General features: G+C 47.4%; 26 protein-coding genes. 3 read left to right on the plus strand and 23 right to left on the minus strand.

The genetic code is table 11. The features are described from left to right. Window positions 1-29 precede the first annotated feature (29 nt). From PBOR_RS21045 to PBOR_RS21080, 8 genes are all read right to left on the minus strand, one after another. A complete protein-coding gene (locus tag PBOR_RS21045; protein WP_042215036.1) occupies window positions 30-359 on the minus strand; it encodes an ArsR/SmtB family transcription factor in 330 nt (109 codons plus the stop codon). A gap of 104 nt (window positions 360-463) precedes the next feature. Beyond that, window positions 464-3,040 (minus strand): glycosyl hydrolase, encoded by a 2,577-nt coding sequence (locus tag PBOR_RS21050; protein ID WP_042215039.1) that lies wholly within the window; start codon window positions 3,038-3,040, stop codon window positions 464-466. A gap of 196 nt (window positions 3,041-3,236) precedes the next feature. Continuing rightward, entirely contained in the window at window positions 3,237-4,088 is an 852-nt protein-coding gene (locus PBOR_RS21055) for a MurR/RpiR family transcriptional regulator (protein ID WP_052429582.1), read from the minus strand. 61 nt (window positions 4,089-4,149) lie between these two features. Beyond that, window positions 4,150-5,211, minus strand: coding sequence for a DUF871 domain-containing protein (locus PBOR_RS21060; RefSeq protein WP_245647852.1), 1,062 nt, complete (start codon window positions 5,209-5,211; stop codon window positions 4,150-4,152). 19 nt (window positions 5,212-5,230) lie between these two features. After that, window positions 5,231-6,649 carry a PTS transporter subunit EIIC gene (locus tag PBOR_RS21065; RefSeq protein WP_042215043.1) on the minus strand — a complete coding sequence of 473 codons (1,419 nt, stop codon included), beginning with the start codon at window positions 6,647-6,649 and terminating at the stop codon, window positions 5,231-5,233. Between the two features lie 26 nt (window positions 6,650-6,675). Beyond that, window positions 6,676-7,563, minus strand: coding sequence for an N-acetylmuramic acid 6-phosphate etherase (gene murQ / locus PBOR_RS21070; protein ID WP_042215045.1), 888 nt, complete (start codon window positions 7,561-7,563; stop codon window positions 6,676-6,678). Window positions 7,564-7,774: 211 nt separating this feature from the next. Beyond that, window positions 7,775-8,932, minus strand: coding sequence for a copper amine oxidase N-terminal domain-containing protein (locus PBOR_RS21075; protein ID WP_042215047.1), 1,158 nt, complete (start codon window positions 8,930-8,932; stop codon window positions 7,775-7,777). A gap of 127 nt (window positions 8,933-9,059) precedes the next feature. After that, a complete protein-coding gene (locus PBOR_RS21080) occupies window positions 9,060-10,169 on the minus strand; it encodes a Gfo/Idh/MocA family protein (RefSeq protein ID WP_042215048.1) in 1,110 nt (369 codons plus the stop codon). 128 nt (window positions 10,170-10,297) lie between these two features. Here PBOR_RS21080 and PBOR_RS21085 point away from each other — a divergent pair, with 128 nt between their 5' ends. Beyond that, entirely contained in the window at window positions 10,298-10,684 is a 387-nt protein-coding gene (locus tag PBOR_RS21085; RefSeq protein ID WP_042215050.1) for a winged helix-turn-helix transcriptional regulator, read from the plus strand. Window positions 10,685-10,771: 87 nt separating this feature from the next. Here PBOR_RS21085 and PBOR_RS21090 read toward each other — a convergent pair whose 3' ends face one another. From PBOR_RS21090 to PBOR_RS21100, 3 genes are all read right to left on the minus strand, one after another. Continuing rightward, entirely contained in the window at window positions 10,772-11,092 is a 321-nt protein-coding gene (locus tag PBOR_RS21090) for a hypothetical protein (RefSeq protein ID WP_218918844.1), read from the minus strand. Between the two features lie 267 nt (window positions 11,093-11,359). Next, window positions 11,360-12,226, minus strand: a complete 867-nt coding sequence (locus tag PBOR_RS21095; RefSeq protein WP_157764091.1) for a hypothetical protein — start codon at window positions 12,224-12,226, stop codon at window positions 11,360-11,362. A gap of 92 nt (window positions 12,227-12,318) precedes the next feature. After that, window positions 12,319-13,332, minus strand: coding sequence for a phosphotransferase enzyme family protein (locus PBOR_RS21100; protein WP_042215057.1), 1,014 nt, complete (start codon window positions 13,330-13,332; stop codon window positions 12,319-12,321). Window positions 13,333-13,552: 220 nt separating this feature from the next. On the opposite strand from PBOR_RS21100, the gene PBOR_RS21105 reads away from it, so the two are divergent. Then, complete coding sequence (locus PBOR_RS21105; protein ID WP_042215058.1) at window positions 13,553-14,077, plus strand: GNAT family N-acetyltransferase; 525 nt, start codon at window positions 13,553-13,555, stop codon at window positions 14,075-14,077. Between the two features lie 103 nt (window positions 14,078-14,180). On the opposite strand, the gene PBOR_RS35610 is transcribed toward PBOR_RS21105, so the two are convergent. The 9 genes from PBOR_RS35610 to PBOR_RS37450 form a co-directional block, all read right to left on the minus strand. Next, window positions 14,181-14,621 carry an SHOCT domain-containing protein gene (locus PBOR_RS35610; protein ID WP_052429583.1) on the minus strand — a complete coding sequence of 147 codons (441 nt, stop codon included), beginning with the start codon at window positions 14,619-14,621 and terminating at the stop codon, window positions 14,181-14,183. Window positions 14,622-14,975: 354 nt separating this feature from the next. Beyond that, window positions 14,976-15,371 carry a MerR family transcriptional regulator gene (locus tag PBOR_RS21115; RefSeq protein WP_081972134.1) on the minus strand — a complete coding sequence of 132 codons (396 nt, stop codon included), beginning with the start codon at window positions 15,369-15,371 and terminating at the stop codon, window positions 14,976-14,978. Between the two features lie 399 nt (window positions 15,372-15,770). Then, window positions 15,771-16,406, minus strand: coding sequence for a hypothetical protein (locus PBOR_RS21125; RefSeq protein ID WP_042215066.1), 636 nt, complete (start codon window positions 16,404-16,406; stop codon window positions 15,771-15,773). A 464-nt stretch (window positions 16,407-16,870) separates the two neighbouring features. Next, window positions 16,871-17,494 carry an HAD family hydrolase gene (locus tag PBOR_RS21130; protein WP_042215068.1) on the minus strand — a complete coding sequence of 208 codons (624 nt, stop codon included), beginning with the start codon at window positions 17,492-17,494 and terminating at the stop codon, window positions 16,871-16,873. A gap of 10 nt (window positions 17,495-17,504) precedes the next feature. Next, window positions 17,505-18,128, minus strand: a complete 624-nt coding sequence (locus PBOR_RS21135) for a class I SAM-dependent methyltransferase (RefSeq protein WP_042215069.1) — start codon at window positions 18,126-18,128, stop codon at window positions 17,505-17,507. A gap of 21 nt (window positions 18,129-18,149) precedes the next feature. After that, the gene (locus PBOR_RS21140; RefSeq protein ID WP_042215075.1) at window positions 18,150-18,782 is read right to left on the minus strand and encodes a pyridoxamine 5'-phosphate oxidase family protein; all 633 of its coding nucleotides are present in this window, start codon (window positions 18,780-18,782) and stop codon (window positions 18,150-18,152) included. Between the two features lie 66 nt (window positions 18,783-18,848). Further along, window positions 18,849-19,241 carry a VOC family protein gene (locus PBOR_RS21145; protein WP_042215077.1) on the minus strand — a complete coding sequence of 131 codons (393 nt, stop codon included), beginning with the start codon at window positions 19,239-19,241 and terminating at the stop codon, window positions 18,849-18,851. A 46-nt stretch (window positions 19,242-19,287) separates the two neighbouring features. Then, a complete protein-coding gene (locus PBOR_RS21150; RefSeq protein ID WP_042215078.1) occupies window positions 19,288-19,752 on the minus strand; it encodes a GNAT family N-acetyltransferase in 465 nt (154 codons plus the stop codon). Beyond that, window positions 19,743-20,000, minus strand: a complete 258-nt coding sequence (locus PBOR_RS37450; protein WP_167549558.1) for a hypothetical protein — start codon at window positions 19,998-20,000, stop codon at window positions 19,743-19,745. The genes PBOR_RS21150 and PBOR_RS37450 overlap by 10 nt, the downstream gene beginning before the upstream one ends. Window positions 20,001-20,411: 411 nt before the next feature. Here PBOR_RS37450 and PBOR_RS21160 point away from each other — a divergent pair, with 411 nt between their 5' ends. Next, window positions 20,412-20,783, plus strand: coding sequence for an iron chaperone (locus PBOR_RS21160; RefSeq protein WP_042215081.1), 372 nt, complete (start codon window positions 20,412-20,414; stop codon window positions 20,781-20,783). A 78-nt stretch (window positions 20,784-20,861) separates the two neighbouring features. On the opposite strand, the gene PBOR_RS21165 is transcribed toward PBOR_RS21160, so the two are convergent. From PBOR_RS21165 to PBOR_RS21175, 3 genes are all read right to left on the minus strand, one after another. Next, complete coding sequence (locus tag PBOR_RS21165) at window positions 20,862-21,359, minus strand: YcxB family protein (protein ID WP_167549559.1); 498 nt, start codon at window positions 21,357-21,359, stop codon at window positions 20,862-20,864. Window positions 21,360-21,456: 97 nt separating this feature from the next. Then, window positions 21,457-22,578, minus strand: coding sequence for a PTS transporter subunit EIIC (locus PBOR_RS21170; RefSeq protein WP_042215086.1), 1,122 nt, complete (start codon window positions 22,576-22,578; stop codon window positions 21,457-21,459). 115 nt (window positions 22,579-22,693) lie between these two features. Next, window positions 22,694-24,250 carry an ABC-F family ATP-binding cassette domain-containing protein gene (locus PBOR_RS21175; RefSeq protein WP_042138297.1) on the minus strand — a complete coding sequence of 519 codons (1,557 nt, stop codon included), beginning with the start codon at window positions 24,248-24,250 and terminating at the stop codon, window positions 22,694-22,696. Window positions 24,251-24,314: the final 64 nt, after the last annotated feature.

Below are 24,314 nucleotides of genomic sequence, written 5' to 3' on the forward strand. Positions count from 1 at the left end.
CATATATAGTATAAAATGAAAAGCACCCGCTATAGCAAATTCATGAGTGCTTTCATATTATTCGCTGTCTCTTCGAAGGTATCGACAATGAATTTTTTATTCGCTTTGTAGTAGACTTCACGGCCTTCTTTCCTTCTCTGCACAATTTTGAACCGGTTCATGAAATCCAGATGACGGGAAATCACTGAACGGTTCTGCGGAAAATACTCTGCGATCTCACCAATCGTCATTTCGCCGTTACCCGCAAGGAAGATCAGCAGTTCACTCCGGACCGGGTCGAACACCGCTCTGAAAAATTCAATATCAATATTGTCTTCAATCAATTTCTTGCATTTATCCGGATCATGCTTGAGTCCCATAACTTCACCGCCTGATCTTATTATATGCATCTGTGCGCACATGTCAACAAGTTAAAGAGCCAGATCAGGGTATCCCCCAATCCAGCCCTTTTCACTTACCTGTCTTAAGGCTCAATCCCCCACACCAGTTGGCCATTCATATATCCGGTGACCTGCTCATTGTTAACAAATTGACTGCCGGATGCCTTGAACGAGTAATCGTTAGCCTGGTTGTAATTGGACCAGTCGGTTTTGGAGAAGCGGGTCTGGATTTCTGCGCTCTGGCCGGGATTCAGCGTTCCTGCCGAGCTTGTGAAGCCAATTTCCAGCGCATAATCGGCACCGGTAACCGGGGTTGCCAGCTTCACGAATTTGCTGGTTACATTGGCGCTTCCGATACTGGACCAGTCGATCCAGAAGCTCTGATCTTTCTCGCCGTCAATCGTATAGTAATACCGGAGCTTCACATTACTGAGCTGAACCGCCGAATTGCCGGTATTGACGACTTTGAACTTGGCTGAAATCCCATTGGTAGAGGCACTAGTGTTGCCGTTAAAAGCCTGAACCGCTAATCCGCCCGTTGGTAGCGGAACGCTGCTATCCGCTACATTTACCGTAAGTACTGCGTTATTTCCTCCATTGAAATGGAAGGTGATCGCATTCTGGCCGAGCGGCAGCGTAGAGAGATAGGATTTCTTCAGGACAATGTTTGCGCCTGATGCCGCATAATCCTGACCCGATACAAGCGTGTAGCTTCCATTCGTCAGGTTAGCAAGCTGATGTCCGTTAAGGGTAAGCGCAACGGAAATATCCTGCGCTAGAGCCGGAGCTTTATCGAATACCGCGCTCACAGGCGCAATAGATGCGCTTGGTGTGGTATCGACAATTGTAACTTTCAATACGGGATCCTGCCCCTGATTGAAATCCAAGACAATCGAATGCTCGCCAACCGGGAGCGTTGCCAGGAATGACTTTTTCAGCAGCAGCGTATTTCCGCTTACGGTATAATCCTGCGTCGCGGTCAAGGCATTGGCCCCTGTCCGGAGGGCAGTTAACGTATTGCCGTTAGCATTCACGGTTATGGCTTTGTCGCTCTGAGCCGCTGCATACTTGTTAAATTCGATACTTGCAGGTGTAATGGACGCACTTGGGTTTGGATTATTGACACTCAAATCGGGCAGCTCATCCAGTGTAATGACATAATTGCTCTGATACAGCGTGGTCAGTGTAGCCGGATAATTAAAGGCAGAGCTCATAAGATGCTCGCCATACCACGGCAGGAAATAGAGCCAGCCCGACTTCTCCTCGGTCAGATTCTGTACGCTTGGGACGGTGTCGTTCTCAGTCATGGCTACCATTTTGGTACCGCCGGTTAGATCCACCAGCTGATAAAATATCGAGGTAATCGCATCCTCATTGGGCACACCGGACAAACCGTCATAGCGGTTGTAGACCGTATTATATTTATCGTAGCCGACAATATCCACCTGATCATCACCGGGATACCAGGCGGGAGAAGTGCTGTACACATAACTGTTATACGTCCAGATCAGGTTGTGCAGGCCGTAGGTTTCTGTAAGCTCGGTATACAGCTGATCCCACAGCTGCTTATACACCTCTGCACCTGCCGATGCCCACCAGAACCACGCGCCTTGCCCGTTCAACCCGCCGTTGCCCTCTGCCTCATGATAGGGTCTGAAAATAACCGGCACGTTGTTATCCTGGAGAATCAGCAGCTGCTCTGCCAAATCCTCTATGGCCAGCTGTAGGTATTGGTACTCTTTCGTCCCGGGAATTACTGCATTCGCTGTATTGAAATTAGTTTCCGTCGGCTTGTAGGTGGCTTCCTTCCAATCTACAAATTCCCCCAGCTGATAGGCGGTGAAATCCCGGGGAACTGTGAGATGCCAGCTGTTAGTCGCAATCCCGCCCCGGTTGTTCACCCAGTCGATCATCCGGGCGGTTGTACCGTCCTCCCAGCCGTATAGCGGATTGTAGTTCATCAGATCAAACCCGCGGATGGCCGGATACTTGCCGGTTAAATTGTGAATCCAGTCGAACTCCAGCTCGGAATTCCCGTCATTGCCTCCTCCGTAAATCTCCTGCTGGCCGGAGAGCATATGATTACCGTACACCTCTGTCAGATAATTCATCAGCAGCTGAGTTTCCGGTGTGGCTTCAGGATCGCTGAGGACAGGCTGCACATCCAGCGGGTCCAGATCGGCAACATCCACAGTGAAGGTGTCAAAGTAAGCGAAGCCCCAGCCCGCCTTCAGCTGGATGGTGTTACTGCCCTGATTCAGCTTGTGATAGCCAAAATCGAAATCCGACCACGTGGTCGTGTAAGGCAGCATATACGAACCTTTCGTAACGCCATTAACGTTCAACGATTGAAGCCGGCCGTCTGCGCTAAGCTCCTGCATATAACGGGTAGAGATCGTGTACATGCCGGTTTCCGGGACCGTCACATTGAAGGTAATGGTGCCTGAATTCTGCATCCAGACAAAACCGCTCCCGGTGTATCCGGGTTTAGGTTGTCCGTAAATTTGGGTCGTCACTTGAAGATCGGAGGTGAGCTGAGCGTTTTCGCTTTCAATTGTGAAAAGTGCGTTGTCTGCATGAACGGGCGGCGCTGTCATCACTCCAAGCAGCAGAGTAAATGCCAGCAGAATTGCGCTAGCCTTCTTGAGCAAATTTTTCATTTCCACCTTTCCTCCCCATCATAAAATGGTAAATACTTGTTTAATCTATCAAGTCTTGGATGCGCTTTCATAGCAAAGATAACACATATCCCATATTTTGTAAATCACTGAATAATGAAAATTATTCCCTTGATGCAGACGCACAAAAAAACTCCCGCTAAAAGATTAGCAGGAGTTTCTATAGAGAGGTCCAACATTAATCATACAAGACTTCAATCATTTGCCTTGTCTTCGCCAGCTGCTCCACAGTTAAATCATGCTGGGCAGAAGCATACACGCTAAAGACAATATCGAGCACGAATAATTGGGCAAATCTCGAGCTTGTTGCCGCACTGCGGAGCTTTGCTTCCGGTGCACGTGATGTGAATAAAGAAACATCCGCGAGCTGAGCAAGCTTGTTATTTCCGGGACGGGTAAGGCTGATCGTTTTGATCCCCTGCTCCTTAGCCCGTTTCGTTAATTGAATGACCTCACTCGTCTCACCGCTATACGAAATTCCCCAGAAGACCGCGTTCTCTGATTTCGTAGCCATGGCCGCTGCCAATAAATGACGGTCTGAAATCGCATATACATTTTTGCCGAGCCGAAGCCATTTCTGGGCTGCATCCTCTGCAATGATAAAAGAGGCGCCTATCCCATATACATAAATAACCTCTGCCTGTTGTAATAGGCGCACAGCCTGCTCGATCGATTGCGCGTCCAGTTGGCTGGCCGTATTCTGAAAGGTCAATATGGTATTGGACAGCATTTTATCAATGATAGAATGCACCGTTTCATTCGATTCAACATCAAAGTAGCCCACATAATTCGTATTTTCTACTTCTGCGGATAAACGGATCTTCAGAGCAGGGAAACCTTCGATGCCCAGCGACCGGCAGAAACGGACAACCGCCGCACTGCTCGCCTCCGCTTTAGCCGCTAACTCATGTATGGTCATATGCATCACTTCTTTAGCATTGGCAAGAATGTATTCCGCTACTTTTTTTTCGGATTCCGGCAGTTCATTCAAGACCAGTTCAATTTGGGAAATCATACTTCCTGCTGCCAAGTTCTTAACTCCTCTCCTCAGGCTATTCTCCTTATTGTAACAAATTAGAGGGGAGTAATCATTAAGTAGCAGCTGTGAAGCTAAAGCGCCTTCCGCCTTGTCTGACGTAGTCCAGTAGAGGAAGGTCCTCTTCTATCACATGACCAATCACATTCACAGCTTCGTGTGCCGGCAGGTCCGTTAATGTGATCTGTAGCTCATGTTCATAACGGCCATACAAATAATTATCGACGGTAACCGTTCCTTTAGGCCGCTTGTTCGTATGCATTGGCGCAATGCTGTTGGTCATTACAAAACGCTCCTGATCTGTACGCGCAGTTTCCGACCGGACCACATCACGGGCAGCATCCAGGCGGTTCCGGTGAACCGTATCCCATAAGGCATAAGGCAATTCTTTGGTTACCCGCAAGGAAATGATCCCTTCCTCATACCGCTGAAATTGATGCCGGGACCATTCTGAAAGCGTTAAATCTCCAACGAAAATTTTGTCCACCGCACAATCCTTCTCTAATTCCAGGTAGGCTAGAAAAGAAGATTGATTCCTGTGCTTCTCTAAGGTAGGCAAGCTTTGAAATAAAGGTTTTCGCTTCAGCCCGTCTCCCGGAATAAAGGCCATAGTCGTAATGCCTTCCGCCTGCAGCCATCTGTTCTTCGCTATAAATGCTTCTTTATCCAGACCTGTCTCCGGACGGGGATAATAATTATGCCAAGCTTCTATATTCTCAAGACAAATATGATGCTCTTGTAATGCAGCTAAGAATTCTGGTGTTAAGGTGCTGGCGTTTAAGGCGATTTTCATTTGTTGTGAGTAGGCTGCAATTTCAGAGGCATCAAAGCCGAAATCCATCCGCAAACCTGTAACACCAGCATCTAATAGAAAGGGAAACGTGAATTTCTCCAAAACTTTTCCGGAAATATCCGCTATCAGGTCCATTCCTAACCGATGGGCAGCGTTTGCAATCTCCAGCAATTTCTCCTTCAATTGTCCGATATCATCTTCTGGCATATGAAGGGATGTGAATATCTCCGTACAGCCTGCAGCCTTCATTACTTCCATATACCTCACGTTGTCTTCTAACGGGCGGTCCGCCACAAAAATTGAAATTCCGAGCACTGCAATCACCTCATTATTTCAGTTCAAGTTAATCCTGTTCTGCCATAGCCTCTTTGGGTGTGCCGAAGAGATAAGTGGCGATAAATCCGCCAGCGTAAGCCGCAATTAGCCCTATGACGTATTTCAGCCATAATCCATTGGCGATCAACGGAATTAACGCAACCCCGGAAGGCCCAATGGCAATCGCTCCAACGTTGCCGAATAAACCAATGACCGCACCGCCAATCCCTCCGCCAATACAAGCTGTAATAAACGGCCGGCCCAGCGGTAAGGTAACCCCGTAAATTAATGGCTCGCCGATTCCCAGAACACCTACCGGAAGCGCACCTTTAATCATGTTCGTTAATGATTTATTCTTCCTGCAGCGAATCCATAATGCAATGGAAGCCCCAACCTGACCCGCACCAGCCATAGCCAGCATCGGAAGCAACAGCGTCATCCCTGAATCATTGATCATCTCAATGTGAATCGGCGTCAATACCTGATGCAGTCCTAACATAACAAGCGGAAGGAATGCTGCTCCTAATACGAAACCTGAGAAGGCACCGCCAACCTCTAGCGTCCAGTTGATAGCTCCGATTAAATTGGTGGAAATAAATCCGGCGAATGGCATAATGAAAAATATGGTAATCAGACCCACGACTAGTAAGGCTATTGTAGGCGTAACAATAATATCAACGGCATCCGGAATCACTTTACGCAAATATTTCTCCACGATGGATAGAATCCATACGGCGATTAGAACGCCGATAACCCCACCTTGCCCTGCCGTTAAGGGTGCACCCGTAAATATATTAAAAATTGGCAAGTCAGCTGTAACCCCTGTTAAGAGCGTCACCCCGCCGATCACACCACCAAGTGCAGGAGTAGCTCCAAATTCTTTAGCGGCATTAATACCGACATAAATCACCAGGTAACTGAAAATTGCGTTTTTGATTACATTCAATATCGTTACATATTGCTGCCAGGTTGCGGTATCTAAGTTACCCGCTGTAATATTGTTCGCCAGAATGGAGCCGATACCCGCAATTAAACCAGCTCCAACGAATGCCGGAATAAGCGGTATAAAGATATTACCGATCTTCCGCAAAAAGTTTTTGAACGGCGTATCATTCTTCTTTTTAAGCTGCGCTTTCATTTGTGCGCCTTTGGCCTGTAATTGTTCAGCCGAAATTGTACTTTCGCCCGCTGAAGCACTTTCTTCAAGCACGATACCGAACTCTTCAGCTACCTTGGTCACGACCCCAGGTCCGAGAATGACTTGATACGTGTCATCATCCACCACACCCAGAACCCCGTCGATTTGCTTCAGCTCTGCTTCAGCGATCCGGCTGCGGTCCACAACAGTTACACGAAGACGGGTCATGCAATGGGTATATGAGGATACATTGGAACGGCCACCGATCGCCCCTAATATTTTGACCGCTAAATCATGATATTTACTCATGTTTGTGCCCCTTTCATCCTGTCGTATTATTGAATCGCCTGACGTACGAAACCTTGTGATGCTTCCAGTCGTTGCACAGCGTCTTCTTTAGACAGCCCTGCAAGAATCATAACAATGGCAATTTTCGGTTTCTGATCTGCCTGCTTCAGATAATTCTCTGCCGTTTCAGCGTCACAGTCTGTCGCATCCATAACAATCCGTTTGGCACGTTCTACAAGCTTTTCATTCGTTAACTGTACATCCACCATTAGATTTCCATAGACTTTGCCCGTACCGATCATCGAAGCTGTTGACAGCATATTGCAGATTAATTTCTGCGAACTACCGGCTTTTAAACGTGTTGACCCGGTTAACACTTCCGGTCCATTTACGACTTCTATCGCAATCTTGGCGATTGTACCAATTGCTGAATCCTTGTTGCAGCTCACGGCTACAGTAGGTGTTCCTATAGAATTGGCATATTCCAATCCGCCGATAACATATGGTGTGCGTCCGCTGGCGGCAATTCCGACGACTACATCTTTGGCTGTCAGCTTAATATCCTGTAAATCCTGCACCCCTAATTGTTCATTATCCTCTGCACCTTCAACCGCTTTAATAAACGCTCTCTCTCCGCCGGCAATTAGCCCGATTACCTCCTCTGGTGCCGTCCCGAAGGTTGGCGGACATTCGACAGCATCCAGTAAGCCGATACGTCCGCTCGTTCCAGCCCCCATATAAATTAAGCGTCCGCCTTGTTTAATTGCCATGGTAATCACTTCTACTGCTTTGGCAATTTGCGGAATCTCTTGTTTCACCGCTTGTGCGACCTTGTGATCTTCTTCATTCATCACTTCCAGAAGTTCAAGAGGAGTTAATTCATCCAGGTTCATTGTTTTCTTATTGCGGGTCTCTGTTGTCAAATGCTCTAACATGATTTCCTCATCATCCTTTTCTGTTTATGAAATCGCTCTCTAAGTGAAGAATAACATCGCTGAAATAATATTTCAACAATAATTTTATTTGTTTGAAATTTAATATCATTGTGGAATATTCCGAAAAAATGAATACGAAAAAAAACAAGCCTCTGTGATGAACACAGGAGCTTGTTTCATACGCCATATATATTGTCCTTTTATCCGCCAATTAATCTGCACCCAACTGGTACGTATAAGTCTTGCTGTCTTTCTTGCTGCTCGTAAACTCAAACTGCAGTTCTGACTTATCACCGCCGCTGCCGGCGAACTTGATCCCATCATATTTGAATCCCGGCATATCCGCAGGGTCAATTCCGAACTCTTTGTAAAGGAGGATCGCCTGTTTGGCTCCGGTATCAATCAGCGTCAGCAGACCTTCTTGTGAAGAACGGGCAACCAGATAATTCTCGCCTATGGCTTCAATGGCGTAGGTTTGCTCCGGTGTGCCTGCCAGCTTCGAGATATTCCAGGTTTGCAGGACGGAAGCATCCGGAGCAATCAAACGGACCGTGTGGCCGTCGTTCATAACGGCGTTACCGCCATACGTCTTCAATTCCTCTGGAGAGAACTGCCAATAATGCGCTATAGATTGGCGCAGGATGGCCCCTTTTTTGACAAACAGATTGTATACCGTCAGGTTGACCGAAGGCTCACCGCTGGAATTCCGAATGGTCACCAAATCCGCATCTTCTGAAATCTTCACCGATGTCAGCTGTGTGCCCGCAATATAATAAGGTTCAAGCTTGGCTGTGGATGCTCCCATTGAGTGAATAACTCCGGCTGCATCCCGTTTATATAAAGTGCCGTTTACTCCGTTTAAGAAATATGCATCCTTGTTTATCAGACCGTCGCCGACAAATTCAGGATAGCTAATGAGCGCTTCACGGCTGTCCGCATTCCATTTCAGTGTTCCGCCAATGGCATCATTCACGAACCGCAGCGGGATGTAGAGCTGCTTATTCACCTGCTGGAAGGCTGCGGAATAAGTGATCTGCTTCCCGTTCACCGTTGCAATGCGGCTCCCGATCTTCATACTGCCCTTCGAGAACAGATTCCCGATGGTGATCATTTTCAAATGTTCATCGTAACTGACCGTTGCCCCCCTGACATAGAGCATGTCCAGCGAGAGCATTACCGTTCCATTCATTAGGGTGGCTCCCCCTGCTGAAGAGGTGATCTGCGAGTTGTTCAAATAGATACGAATAGCCGGTAATTTCGCGGTCTGTGCTGTACTAGTAGCTGCTGCTTCCATAGCGGGGGGATGAACAACACCCGTTACAAGAACACTAAGGCCAATAATCTGCATAATTTTTTTAAAAGTGATCATAAGAGCCCCCTATCATTTCTCAGAAAATACCATATCTCAAATCATAGCATACAGAAGATAGATTACCAAAAAAATATAAATGGTAGACTGAGAAATGACAGGCAAACAGAGAGTAGAGGATAGTAAGTTATCTCACTTCTTGACGTACACCCGAAGCGCTTGCCTTACGGATCGCATCCATCAGCCGATGTACCCGGACCGCCTGGGTGAAATCGGGCAATTCCACCTCTTCTCCTTCAAGCCGCTGCGAGAGCCTGGCGTAGAGATGAGCCACATTGTATCCCGGACCGGGAGACAGCTGATGTACCTGTGAAGCATACACATCCGGCGTTTCCAGTATCTCTGCCTCACCGGAAGGACGGGCGAGCTGAAGCGTCAGCCGGTCCATCTGAAACATCAGCTGATCCCGCGGGCTGATGACCAGTTCCCCCCCGGTTCCGATGATCCGCAGCGTAAATCCGGGGGCACCGCCATTGACGAATTGAGCCGAAACGAGTGTATCCTGGGCCAGCTTGCCGTTAACGAGCACGTGATCCGCTGCATTTGCGGCCACTGTTTCACCAGTCTCCAGTACGTGAACTTCAGTATACTGCGTGTCCAGCTTACCGGATACCTCAACAAACGGCGCGACCATATATTCTATGGCATCCAGCACATGCGCTGCCCCGATCGTCAGTTGGTCTGCCCCGTTAGCTTCATCCAGCAGATAGACATGTGCCTGGTCCACTGTTCCGTTCGAGGTTGGAAATACAGGCAGGGTAACTAATGTATTCACAGCCAATATTCTGCCAACAGCACCTTCAGCGACCAAGTCTCTGATGTAGCGGACAGTTGGATTGGCCCGGGCCTGTAGCCCTGCCACATGCTTCACTCCCCGTTCTTCCGCAAGTTCCAGCAGCGCTTCCGCCTCCGCAGTAGTCCGGGCCAGCGGCCACTCACTGTATACATGCTTACCGGCATCCAAGGCTTCCCGGATCAGCCGGTCATGTTCGGGCACTTTTACAGTTACCACTACTACGTCAATTCCGTCCTGCTTGGCCATCTCCGATGTACTAGTATAGGAAGAGCAAATGCCGTGGAGCTCAGCTGCCGCACTTGCGCTTTCTGCCCGCGTGCCGGTCACTGCCTTCACCTCATAATTCTCAAGCGCTGCGAGTGCAGGAATATGAGCCAGTCCACCCCAGCCGCCCGCTCCGACGATTCCTGCTCCCCATGCTGTTTTTTTCTCCATAGCCATATATTATTGCCTCCTAATTTAGCGTTGTACTGACACGATTGAATATAACCGTTATAATCAAAACAAAAAAGTACGCACTTTTTCGTAATATAGTTACCAATCGGGTACGTTGAAGGAGATCGATGATTATGACATATGAGCCTAACGAGGGGAATGCTAACGCTATACCCGGCAATACAAAGTACCACAATCCGACCGAAGCCACACTGGAGCGGATCGGCGGCAAGTGGAAGACAGCCATTCTCTGCCTGCTGGCCGAGCAAGGAAGCATGCGCAATGGAGAGATGCTTCGCACGCTGTCACCCGTTACCCAAAAAATGCTTACCCAGCAGTTAAAGGAGCTTGAAGCAGACGGCCTGATTCTGCGGACTGTATTCTCGGAAGTGCCTCCTAAAGTGGTCTATGAGTTGACCGACAGCGGAAGGTCCTTAGGGATGGTTCTTGATCCGCTCTGTGAATGGGGCAAGAAATTTGTTAATGCCTTAAATCAGGATAACAGTACCGGGAAAGAATAAATCAAAAAAGCTCCTGTCATTCACAATGACAGAAGCTCCTTCATCCGGCAGACCTCACAGCCTCCAGTACAACTAACTATATGTATCTCAAGCCTTAAGTAAAATAACAATTTCGGTAATCAGGATCAGCCCGGCAGCAGACACGCCCAGTGAATTAATGATCGTCAGTGCGTCCGGGTAGTTCTCTTTCCGGAACTGTGAGCAGAGCGAAACGGTCCATAACACACTGAAAAAGAGTCCGGCTGACCCGCATCCATGCTCATTCAGCACCTGTCTTCTGCGTTGAAAGAATCGGCCCAGCCCGGCAAAAGTAAACACCATATAAATAATAAGCTCAGCCGATGATATCGCGATGACCTCGCCTGCAGAAAAAAGATGCATTAATGCGTACTGAATGCTAAAACCCATAATTACAAGCATGTTAAAGGAAACCTTGTGTAAACTCAAGTCTTCTTCCTCCCTTTGCGTAATAATGTATACAGCATTTAGATAACGCTTACATTATAATTGTAATCGTTTTCCTTTTCTGTGATTAATGACGCTTCCGGCCTATTGGATACTATGCATTATGGGTCTTACCAACCAAACATTGCACACGCAAAAACCGGGCTGTGACGGTAACAGCCCGGTCTCTCTATAGATCCATAAATATATCATGATTAATTACCGCTCAACTTACATAGCTATCAGAAAATCATTCACAGCCTGTGTTCTCTTATCGCCGTTCTTCTCAAGCAGCAGCAGGAAATCACCAAGCTGTGTCAGCAGCCTGCTGCCATCGGTCTGCTCAGGACCGGCTTCGGAAAGGGTATTCTCATAAGCGATAACGGCTTCTTCCTTGATGACCTGTGTCTTCTGGTCGAACAACGGTGTGTTTGGGGTTCCATAGAATACATACCCCTTGGACACTTCAAAAGCTTTTTTCACCGCCGCATTTCGGTTAGAGGTCTTGTATGTCTGCACAAAAGTCTCATATTGCACCGCCCGTTCCACGACTTGGTACCAGTCAATCTGTAAAGTCCCGTTAATCACAGACGGCTGCTCCGACTCTGCTGCCATCAGGTCAATATAAGCCTGCAGATCTTTGCTGATGAACGGCTTGAATACTTTGAAGCTCTTGTATTGGATAACCGGAACAAATCGGCCGCCGTCTGTTCCCAGCTTATAGTCCATGGCCGTCAAGTCCTGCAGTACCACGCGAGAATCGAACTGCTTCACCTTGGAGCGTGCCAGTACCATGGTCATGCCGGAGGTATATATGCTTTTGATATCCTTTTGAATGGCAGGCGTATTCATGCGTTTGGTCGCTGTGGGCAGATAAGCTTTCAAGGCATTTTCCAGATGCAAAACGGCCAGATTGGCCTCTGCCAACGTCATTTGACTAATCCGGTTAACTAAGGTCGCTTGGGCCAGACTGAGCGAGGAAGGCTTCTTCACCCTCTGTTCAAATAAGCTGAAGGCTTCCGTAGGCTTCACCGCCGCTGCCTCTGTATATTGAGGGAAGGCACCGAGGACAGTAATACCGGCACTCGTCAATAGCATTGCTGAGCCTAGAGCAGCTGCTACATTTTTCGTAAACCTGGTTGGTCTCATGAACACACACCTTTCAGAGATCCTGAGATATAATTATCATTTTACCATACATTAACAATAGGTTCGTTATGCTCAAGCCTCTCTCTACTCTCTCTGACCCAATCCTTGAACCATTCATTATCCGATGCACTGAAGGATTCATCTCCGTCGAAATTCCGGTAAGCCCCGATATAAACAATCAGTTCTCTAAGCTTGAGGAATACAGGGATTTGCTTCAGCCAGTAATCATCTAATGTGTTCTCCCGGCTGTATCCTTCCATGAAATGATGCATAAACCGGAGAGCTTGTTCCTCACGGCTTGCCCTGCCCTCGTCCCCGCCGTATACATAGACCAGATAATACAACTGAATGGCAAAATCCTCTACAAACCAGCTGTACTGTGCCTCATCGAAATCGAATAATGTTATTTCACCTTGCTCACTCACATGGAAATTCCCGAACCCCATATCCCCATGGATCAGTCCGTAGGCATCTCTACCCTTAGGAAATTTATGGATAGTCTCTATGATGCTATAATAAGTCTCTTTTACACGATGGTGTGAGGGGGGCAGGATATCTATATTTTGCAGATAATAATTGAGATTCCAGTCATGCCGCCGCACAGTGGCATCCTCATTGTCATATCGCTTGGCAAGCGCATGCATCTTCCCTGTAATCCGGCCCAGCTCCTCATAGGTTGCGTTATCGTTCAGGCATTCGGGATAGCCGATCCTGTTGCCATGGGCTTTGTCAAAGCAGGCGGCAATAAAACACATCTCCGGCGTTTCTATAACCTCAGTCCAGTTACCTTCCGCAGAAAGAATCGGACCCGATGCTGAAATTCCGTTTCCGGTCAGATACATAATCCAGTCCAGCTCTGCTCTAACCTGCTCTGCGGTCCGGTGCATCCCTGGAGTAATTCTTAGAATATACAACCCACCGCTCCGCTGGTATTCATATACGAAGTTCTGAAACCCGCCTATGTAAGTTAACTCATCGGGGTTGATTCCATAGCGGCTTGCGGCAATACGCATAATATCTTGCTGATCAAAAATGTCCTTTATAGCTTTTTCCATTCGAGTAGGCCTCCGGTGACTTAGTTAGACTGCAATAGCGACTATAAAACTAGTAATAAGCATCATCACACTGACCGGCGCCCAAATTCTTCTCTCCCGGACACTCCGTGTCATGATGTTTAAGATGGATGAGTGTCTTGTGAATTATCATAGACAATATAGAGGCAAAAAACCATAATGATTGTATATTAATGGTTTTTTATGAACAGGAGAGCAAATTATGAAATTATCAGAAGCTTTTAAGACCGAGCGGCTGCACTTCCGCTTGCTGAATGTAGAGGATATTGATGTAGTACATAGACAATTCTCAGATCCGGAGATGTGCAATTACTTCAGTGAACCCCCCTGTGATTATAAAGAAGCCAAAGAAATCATTGAACATTACGCCAGTCCAGAGGGAAAAGGCCATCACCGTTACGGCATGTTTGATATTGAAACGGATGCATTTATCGGGACCTGCGGCTATCATTACCGGGATCGTGAGTTGAAACAAGTCGAGATCGGCTATGATATCTGGAAAGAGTATTGGAGACAGGGTTATATGTCCGAAGCCTTACCTGTACTCATCAAGCTCTGCTTCGAGCATCTTGACGTGGATTGTATTTATATCCTGACCCATCCACACAATGCTGCATCAATAGCCAGTGTGCGCAAGTTTGGATTTGAAGTGTGTGAACCCTGCAGAAGCGTTGATGAGGAACCTCAGGTGTGTATGAAGTTGATGCGGGGGAATTGGGCTTATTAATGAGGAGTGGGAGAAAGCTGCTTCATCTAATTCTTCATACTGGACTCATAAATAAACAAGGTACCTTTGTTTAGACAAAGATACCTTGTTAACTATAAGTGCATTATAGCCCCAGAATCTGTTTTTTCTTGGCTTCGAATTCTTCCGTAGTAATAATACCTGAATCCCGAAGCTCAGCGAGCTGTCTCAGATCATCGATCGATCCGGCCGGAGCAGGAGGAGCTTGGCGGTTGCTTCTTCCGGATTTATAGCTTGCAATATATTCACGAATTTTTTCGGCGGTTTTCATTTTACCAGGCTGAATCAGCACAACGTTTGCGCTTGCCCCTTTAAGATTATCCTTTTTGGATGTTTGCAGGCCCGGTGTAATGACTTGTAAATAAGGTACTTTTAGAAAAGGTTTAACTATACTGATTGTTACCACCGAATCCAGAGGAATTGTTTGAGTTTGTCCTCCTAATTTCTGTACATTACTTGGCTTAATTACTAGGTAATCCTCATAGAGTTCGAGAGATGATGTGCCCCCGCTAATCTGATGTATCATATTATCCACCTCATATTCAAGATAGGTCTATCTTAGCATATTTTTCTAAATTATTGCTATATTTATCATTTACTCCAAATTTAAAATAAGCTAAACAAATGAATTTAATCTTATTGAGAGCATTTCTATTAAATCCACATAGAATCTCTTCTTTTCAAGAATCAGGTGTTATCTCTGGCTCACTTTACCCACAAAAGCCTTAATCAACGGATGAACACGATTCTTCAATTCAGTGCACCTTGCATACTGTGATAGGGACTGGCCGGAACTGTCCATAGCCCCTGATACTTCGATAAGGCCTGTTGTTCAAAATCTTGTTCGAGTAGTAAATTAATTAGCTTCTCTTCAACCCGCTTACGGGACATCCACCCGCCCTAGCACCGCCTCCACCTCAGCCAGATTCTCCAGAACCCCGTCCCGCTGCCTGCCTAGCTCCGCTATACTGCTGTCGATGGCATGCACACGTTCCTGCAGCATGTCACGGGCAAAGCGGAGCACCCCTGCCGTTCCGCAGCCGGATTGCGCCTTATGTCGGAACAAACATTGAATCTCCTTCACCGCATAGCCCCACTGCTTCAGCTGTACGATGGCCTGGAAATCCCGGATTTCCTTCTCTCCAAAAGAATAACGGTTCCCCTTAAGCTCCGGTCCCAGCAATGACAGCTCCATGTAGTAACGCACGGTGTCCGCCGTCGTTCCCATCTCCCTGACAAACGCTCCAATCTGCATCGTCATCTGCCCCCTTGCCATAGGGTTAACCCCATGTGATTAACTCGAATTATATCCTACTGCGAGGAGGAACAAGAATGATCTATCTCCTAATTGTACTGTATGCACTGCTCATGGGTGCCGCTGCCATCATCAAACGCCGGGACCTTCAATTATCACTAACAACGGCTAACCTTCTTGGTTCATTAGCGCTGCTCTGTACACCTTTTCATCCATTTTTTCTACTGTTTGGGCTAATTGTGTTATTAGGCTGCGCACTTTACAACGGTTACGTGCTTCAGGGTCATATTCATCTGCTTCACGTGCTGGTCCGCTGTGTACTCTCGCTATGTTTATATTTCAGTTATACCCTCTTATAAAATAGCAAGCGCCGGAACCGCGGAAACTCCGCTTGCCGGCGCTTGTTATGTTAGACTCCTCTTACTCTTCCCGCTCTTTTCGCTTCCGTATTTGCTGTGACCAGAAATCCGGCTGCGCGTAGCCGATGTATGAATAGTCAAGTTCATCACCCTGCGGAGTGGCTAATTGAATGAGCAATACCTTTTTGAGGTCAGATGGATGCAGATTCCCTGTTTTGATAGTCGCGACTTGAACGCCAGCATGTTTAGGGGTACCTGTGACAACTACCTGATTGCCTTTGGTATACACAGCTGTAATCTCCGTTTGAAAAGCAATAATATACAGATCCAGATCCGTTTTGTTCTGAAACAGCGGAAATTGAACGCCTACATTCTGCTGGAAGTCGTATTGGCTGGATAAACCAATGTCGTAGGTTGTAAATAAACGGTGGAGTGCGTACTGTATCCGCATAGGCATGTAACTCCATCTTCCTCCGCTATAGGTGCTATGCCAATGCTGTTCATACATAGGTCTCTGATAGAGAGGGTCGTTCTTTATAATGAAGAAAGGAATTCTCGTGCCTTCCTGAATCACCCGGGAAATGGATATTGTATCTGCAGGCAGATGTGCAGCAGCCTCTGCTTCCTCTGGCGAATTCATAATGGTAACGGGTTCGGGCGGCTCAAGCTCCTTCAGGCGAAATTTCAGCTGTTCCATTTGTTTGGCGGTCTCTTCGGGATTGCTGACCCCAGACTTTGGTAAATTTTGAGCATTAATAGTTATGGGGAATGTAGTAAACGCGAGGGACAGGGATAAGATTATTGCTGAGCCTTTGCTTAATAATGGCATATGGACCACCTCATCCATAGCTTGTTCCTCACCCCATGGATTTATGTAGGCCGAACGTAAGATCACCTAAGATAACTTATGATAACTTATGAAATCCTGCACATAATACAACATTTTCCTCATTTAATCGGCCCAAATCCAAAATTGTTGTACAAAAGGCAGGATTTCTCCTCTTCCAAGCAGCTTAGCAGAATTATTGTTGTATTTCATACAACAATCCTCCCCAGCACCCTAGTATCTAACCATCAAAGTTGCAAAACGTACAACAATTTTGTCTATAGCGCTTAATAAGAAGTCTCTATGGTGCCGATGTGGTTTCCGCCCAGCCTATATTATTCATCAAACAACCCCAACAACCCATCCAGACGATCAATCACATAATCATAGCTGCTCACTTCGCCAAATCCGTAACTTGCGTACACAAAAGGAATCCCGGCAAAACACGCCGCCTTCATATCTCCCTCCGTATCGCCCACATAGACAGGACTGCTTAAGTGATTCCGCTCCATCACCAGCTTAATGTTCTCACCCTTGGATAGCCCCGTTCTGCCCGGATTCTCGTAGTCTATGAAATACTTCTGCAGCTGATGGTATTCATAAAAAGCCTCAATATAACCCGCCTGGCAGTTGCTCACGATGAACAGCTTATATTTTACAGACAACGCCTTGAGCACTTCTTCCAGCCCTTCATACAATCTCCCGCCTTGCTTCGCCAGACAAAGACATTCTACCTCACAGCACTCCCTGAGAATTCTTTGCTGCGTGTCCTCATCTATATTCGGGAACAGCTTCCGGCCAGCCTCATAGACCTGCAGACCCATGATCCCCTGTAAATCTTCCTTGGTTACTGCGCTTACAAGTCCCTGATAATTGCTGAGCACATTATTCCATCCCACCACTACTACATCCGAAGAGTCCCATAACGTGCCATCCAGATCAAAAATAATGCTGTCCATTCCACTTCTCCTAACGTTCAGTTCGTAGTTGCCGCTGCGGCCGGGCCCAAATCAGATGAATCATATTCAGCGAGTAGCTCTCTACCTTACTGATCTGCATCCCGGACTCCCGGACCAGCCCAATGATATCCCGGGTATGATGGCATCCATAGAGACGGTACAGCAGAGGATTCAACGTCCGTTGTAGCGTAGACACCATAAAGTTAGAACTCATTCCATGCTCCAACAGCAGGATAGTCCCCTCCGGCTTACACCAGCGGTTAATCTTCTTTAGCATCTCCAGGGGATTCTGATAGCTGCAACAAGATAACGTAGAAACAATAGTATCAAAGGATTGCCCGGGGAAGCTCATTTCTTCCATATCTGCACATATAAAATTGGCATTCACGTGGTAATGCTGTGCTGCCTGCCGCGCTTTTTCAAGCATTGCGCTGCTGAAATCAGCAGCAGTAATCCTGACCTCCCGGGGATAGTAAGGGAAGTTAGCCCCTGCACCCACTGCAAGCTCAAGCACATCTCCTTGTGCCTGGCCTATAAGATTCCGGCGCCAGCGCTGCTGTTTGGGATCTTCTCTTTTGCGGGCATAGTCTGTGGCCTGTTTATCAAAAATACGGATCAGCTTCTGCTTATCCATCTGCGCCGGTCACTCCATTCTTTAATAGAGTCGTTTCTCGTAGCTCTCCTGTATGCCTTGCCGGACTACTTCCACAGTAAACTCGGCAGAATTCACATGATCCGCGATAATCGCCGGAGGAGACGGAAGCGAGGCTTCTGCGGGCCAGGAGCCGCTGTCCCATAGCTGCGATCTTTTAAAAGCCTTGGCACAATGCATATAGCATTCCTCCACCTTCACTCCGATTCCAAGCGTAGGCCGTTTATCCCGCGCCTTCATCCTGTCCAGAATAGCCTCATCTCTGATCACGAAAGCTTGCCCGTTAATCCGCAGGGTCTCTTCAAGCCCCGGGATAATAAAAATGAGTCCTACATTGGGGTTAGCAAGGATATTTAGCAAGGAATCAAATCTGCGGTTGCCCGGCCGCTCCGGAATCACCAAATGACCGTCATCCAGCACCACTACCGATCCGGGTGCATCCCCGCGTGGAGAGACATCGCAAGAGCCGTGTTCATCTGCGGTGGACAGGAATAACAGCGGTGACATAGCGATAAAATTGCGGCAATGATGATCCAGATGATGGATCGATTTGCGCTTCACAACTTCACTCGGGTATCCCAGAAGTTCTCTAAGCTCAGCCTCCGAAGTCAGTATTTCTGTAAAAGGAGTATTCATCTCGCGTCCTCGATTCTGGTTTGGCTTCTATAGATATATTCTACAATCATATACCCGAAACATTCCTCAGCGCCAGATCTCCATCCGCTCGTCGAGAGTAGAAGTATGCAGCTCTAGCTGGATTCCATCCGGATCCAAGAAATTAATGGACCATCCGGTACCGCGCTGTATTGGACCTCTGACAATTGTTACATTATTATGGTGCAGGATATCTACGGCTTCTTTGAAATCATTCTCTGCGATATAAAAAGCTACATGATCCATCCCGGCGAATCCTTCCGCATGTTCCTCAGTACCCGCCCGTTCAATCAGACAAACCCAGGCGCTCCCCCACTCCAGATAAGCATCCGTTCTGCCGCGGTGTCTAATGGTCATCCCGAGAATGCCATGATAGAAATCCAGGGAGGTCTGCAGGTCGCGTACATTGAGTGTAATATGGCTAAATCCGGTGACTTTCATTGCGGTGCCTCCTTTATGGTTTAAATAGTTACCTCTTCAGATGATTTTAGCACTTGTATACCATGCTCATAAACTCATAAGAACTTCCGTTTGTATTCTGCATGTAGGTATCTGCTGCGGTAAATCCGGCTTTTAAATACACTTTGATAGCCCTGGTATTAAAGGTTGCTACAGCAAGGGTGATCCGTTCAGGATTGTAATTCACAGTAACATAATGCAGTATTGATCTTAGGAAAGCTTGCCCTGCGCCACACCCCGTTAGATCGGGTTTCATTCCTAAACCTATATCACAAATGTTACCCTCAACAGGCTGCACAGTAAAATATCCTATAAGTTCATCGTCTTGCGATACAGCGTATGTATGATCCCCACGTCCGGCCGGGTCCAGGAATTCGATTAAATCTTCCTCGTCCGAATCCATATCATAAAAAGAATATTCACCTGCATAATGCCAATGGTATGCAATATCTTCAGCTTGAAGCTGTGTTAACGGTCTAATAATTACAGCCATCGCGTAAACCGTTTGTGCAACACTTCAATCTGATGCTGTTCTGCCCATTCCTTCAGGTCCTTTATCCCTTGATCCTCCTTGTCAGAGAAACAGAAACAGTACTTGTACGGCACCAGCAAATTAGCTTTGGGCTTAACCGCGATCACGGGCTTAAAGTATCCTTTGATGAAAATCTTCTTAACCTTGCCCGCTTCTATCTCAGTATTCTTAATCTTAAGGACTTCAGACTTAATTTCAATGCTGAACACTCTGCTACATGTCACCAAGCGAAAAATTAATATTCCCGCGATAATTCCACCTGATATTATGATGAGTAAATAGAACAAGATAAGATCAAATCGGTTAGTTCTATTATATAGTATTACTAAGTTTAGCCAGGATAATATCAGTAAAGTAAAGCTTATCGTCATCCCAATTTCAGCAGGACGTTTGCCTTGATGTGAGAGCATCATTCCAATTCACTTCCCCACTTTGTTCATGATAAAGATCTATTGGATTCTTATTATAATACAGGTAAAAGATGGTATGCGGCAGTTAGTCGTAACATTCTTTGACGGATAGGCAAACCCCAAATTTGCATATTCATTTTTTTGACTAACCAGGTATGAAATTATAAGATAGATGGCATGAGAGTTGATTACAGATCAGGAGGGACAGCCATGGAAGAGTTTGCAGAGTATTTAGCCAAAATCGATAATCCGGTACACCGGGCTGCGACCGAAGAGGTACTTGCCTGGGTGATTCAGGAATTCCCCCAATTAACGCCGAAGATTGCCTGGAACCAGCCGATGTTCACCGATCACGGAACCTATATTATCGGCTTCAGTGTATCCAAAGCGCATATGGCCGTTGCCCCCGAGAAGGCGGGTATGGATCATTTTGCCGATGCCATTAAGCTGGCTGGCTTAGATCATACCAAGCTGCTGGTGCGTATGAAATGGACGAGCCCGGTTGATTACACCATACTCAGACAAATGATCGAGTACAACATTGCGGATAAGGCTGACTGTACAACTTTTTGGCGGGCATAGAAGCCAGGGATGAAACACCGGGACCAGCCAAGAAAAAAGGACGTGCAGGATAGCACGTCCATTGTATGACATATCATTTTACAGGATAACCCCAGTGACAATCTTGCGGTGATCCGATACATAAGCTCTGAATTTATTCTCTTGTGCTGCATCCTCGAATGATTGCTTAGCGATGAACCAGTATTCCTGTTGACCATGGAATAGTAAGTAATAGCCTTTATTCTCCCACACCCGGGTGAATGAGCCCCATTTCATGATGGACTGATCTACTTCCGGGCTAAAGTTGATCCCTTCTGCATCAAACAGATATTCGAATTCCTTGTTGTACCTTGTATCTGCCGACAGGATCTTTGGCAGCAGCAAGGTACGCATAACAATCGACATAGCGATCGTAAGCACAAGCGTTATCGATATCCCGAGGAGTATGATGGATTCGTTCTTAACGTATAGAATCATACAAACGGCTACAAACACCGCTTGAACCCCAATCGAGAGAATGGATTTCCACGAATGGAAATACAGTGCCCGCGCGACCTTTTGAATATGTTTCCCGTAATGAAAGCTGATTGTCTCCATTTTGTCACCCTTTATCTGTTCACTTAATAACCTCAGTAGTATAGCATTCATTACACGAATCCCATAGCGGATAAAATAGCTTGCCGCCTTCTTCATTCTACTTGGAGCTAGCCTCCACCGACGGCTCTGGTCCCAGCTTCACGAACAGCGTAGCAATCAGCGCGATCAGAAAACCAGTCACGCAGGCGATCAGGAAACCGCCGAACCCGTCCCCCAGGTAAGCAGGCAACGTAGCCAGCCCCGGAAATGCGAAAGAGATCGCGGCAGAGCCGAACATCCCGACCATTCCGCCTCCGATCGCTCCCGCGCAGCAGACAATGACCATTGGCTTACGCATGGGCAGGTTCACACCGAACATCGCGGGCTCGGTAACTCCGAACAAGGCTGAAATAGACGCGGACAAACATAAGGTTTTGAACTTCTTATCTTTGGCCTTGATGAACACGGCGAGCGCGGCTCCTGCCTGTGCGAAGGAAGCCGGACCCATCAGTGCGAGGATGGTATCCGAACCATTCACGCTGATATTGTTAATCGCCAGCGGCACGAGACTCCAGTGCAACCCGAAGATTACCATCGGTTGAATAATCGCGCCAAGCACCATTCCCGCCCCTGCCGAGCTGAGATTATATACAGAGCGGTATCCTTCAGCAAGCACGTCTCCGGCAAGTGAGCCGACCGGACCGAACACCAGCAGCGTCACGGCGGACACTGTAACAATCGAGATCAACGGTGTGAAAAACTCCCGGATGACCTCAGGCAATATTTTAACGCAGAATCGTTCTACATACACTAAGAGGCCTACCGCAAGGATGATCGGAATGGCGCTCGAAGGATAGTTAACGGGAGTAATACTCATCCCGAGAAATTGTATGATTTCCTGGTTGTCAAACAGCGTGGTCAGGCTCGGGTACAGCAGCACTCCGGCAATCACAACGGCAGTAAAAGGGTTAGCCCCGAATTTGCGGGCGGCTGTAAAGGCAAGCAGCAGCGGGAGATAGTAGAACAGACTGTCCGCCATCGCATTCAGCACGGTATATGTGCCCTCCGTCTTGCTGATGATTTCCAGCGCAGCCGCCCCGGCGAGTAAACCCTTCATAATGCCTGCCGCACTCAGAATATTAACGATTGGAAGAAAGATTCCGGAAATGCCGTCAATGATGACATTGACAATACTTCTCCTGACTTGCTTCGCAGGTATTTCCTCATGCTTCTCTTCCATATGTTCCTCCTGCACCTATACTTAAATCTTGACATAAATGACCCGTAAGAAGGGGCACTTTATTCAAAGCTGCCCTCTTACGGGTCACCGTCAGACCGGCATTATTGCCGGCTCTTTAGAATACTTTAGTTGTCCACGATTCACAGTTCCAGATATCCGTCACGATATCGCGGTAAAATTCAGGTTCATGGGAAATCAGCAGGATGCTTCCTTTATAAGCTTTGAGCGCACGCTGCAGCTCTTCCTTGGCATCTACATCGAGATGGTTGGTCGGCTCATCCAGTACAAGCAGGTTGCTATCACGGTTGATCAGCTTGCACAAACGTACTTTGGCTTTCTCGCCGCCGCTTAAGACCGCAATCTTGCTCTCGATATGCTTGGTCGTCAGGCCGCATTTGGCTAGTGCCGCCCGGATTTCAAATTGGGAGTAGGACGGGAACTCGTTCCAGATCTCTTCAATACAGGTGTTGTAATTCGATTCCTTCATTTCCTGTTCGAAATAACCGATCTCCAGCAGATCCCCGAGTCTGACCGAGCCTGAAATGGCTTGAATCTGGCCGAGAATGCTGCGCAGCAGCGTCGTTTTACCGATCCCGTTCGCACCTACAAGGGCAATCTTCTGTCCCCGCTCCATGCTCAGATCAAGCGGTCTGGACAATGGGGAATCGTAGCCGATCACCAGATCCTTCGCTTCAAAAATCACCTTGCCGGAGGTCCGGCCCTGCTTGAAGTTAAATTGCGGCTTCGGCTTCTCCTTGGCAATCTCGATGACATCCATCTTATCCAGCTTCTTCTGCCGGGACATCGCCATATTACGGGTAGCTACGCTGGCCTTGTTACGCGCAACGAAGTCCTTCAGGTCGGCAATTTCCTGCTGCTGGCGTTTGAAGGCCGATTCCAGCTGCGATTTCTTCGCTTCATACACCTGCTGGAAATACTCATAATCGCCCACATAACGTGACAGCGACTGATTCTCCATATGATAGATCAGGTTGATTACGCTGTTCAGGAACGGAATGTCATGCGAAATTAGAATGAAGGCATTCTCGTAATCCAGCAAATAACGCTTCAGCCAGTTGATATGCTGTTCATCCAGATAGTTCGTAGGCTCATCGAGCAGCAGGATGTCCGGCTTCTCCAGCAGCAACTTAGCCAGCAGAACCTTGGTCCGTTGACCGCCGCTGAGATCGTTAACGTCTTTGTCCAGACCGATGTCTGTAAGACCCAGTCCGCGGGCCGTTTCATCGATTTTGGCATCGATCATATAGAAATCCTGGCTGGTCAGCATGTCCTGAATCGTTCCAACGTCCTCCAGCAGCTGCTCCAGCTCCTCCGGGGTGACCTCGCCCATCTTGCCGTACATATCGTTCATCTCTTGTTCCATATCGAACAGATATTGGAAGGCTCCGCGCAGAACATCACGGATGGATTGTCCCTGCTGAAGTACAGCATGCTGATCCAGATAACCGGCGCGCATGCGTTTCGCCCATTCCACCTTGCCTTCGTCCGGCTGCAGCTTGCCGGTAATGATATTCATGAAGGTCGATTTACCTTCACCATTGGCACCAATCAGACCGATATGCTCGCCCTTCAACAGGCGGAAGGACACATCGGTGAATATGGCCCGGTCTCCGAAACCGTGACTCAGCTTTTCTACATTTAATATGCTCATGAAATTAACACCTTTTCCTTTATTCTATATTCTCGTCATATTATAAAGGCTAAAGCGCCACAAC

Origin of the sequence: Paenibacillus borealis (assembly GCF_000758665.1) — a bacterium.
GTDB lineage: Bacteria > Bacillota > Bacilli > Paenibacillales > Paenibacillaceae > Paenibacillus_AQ > Paenibacillus_AQ borealis.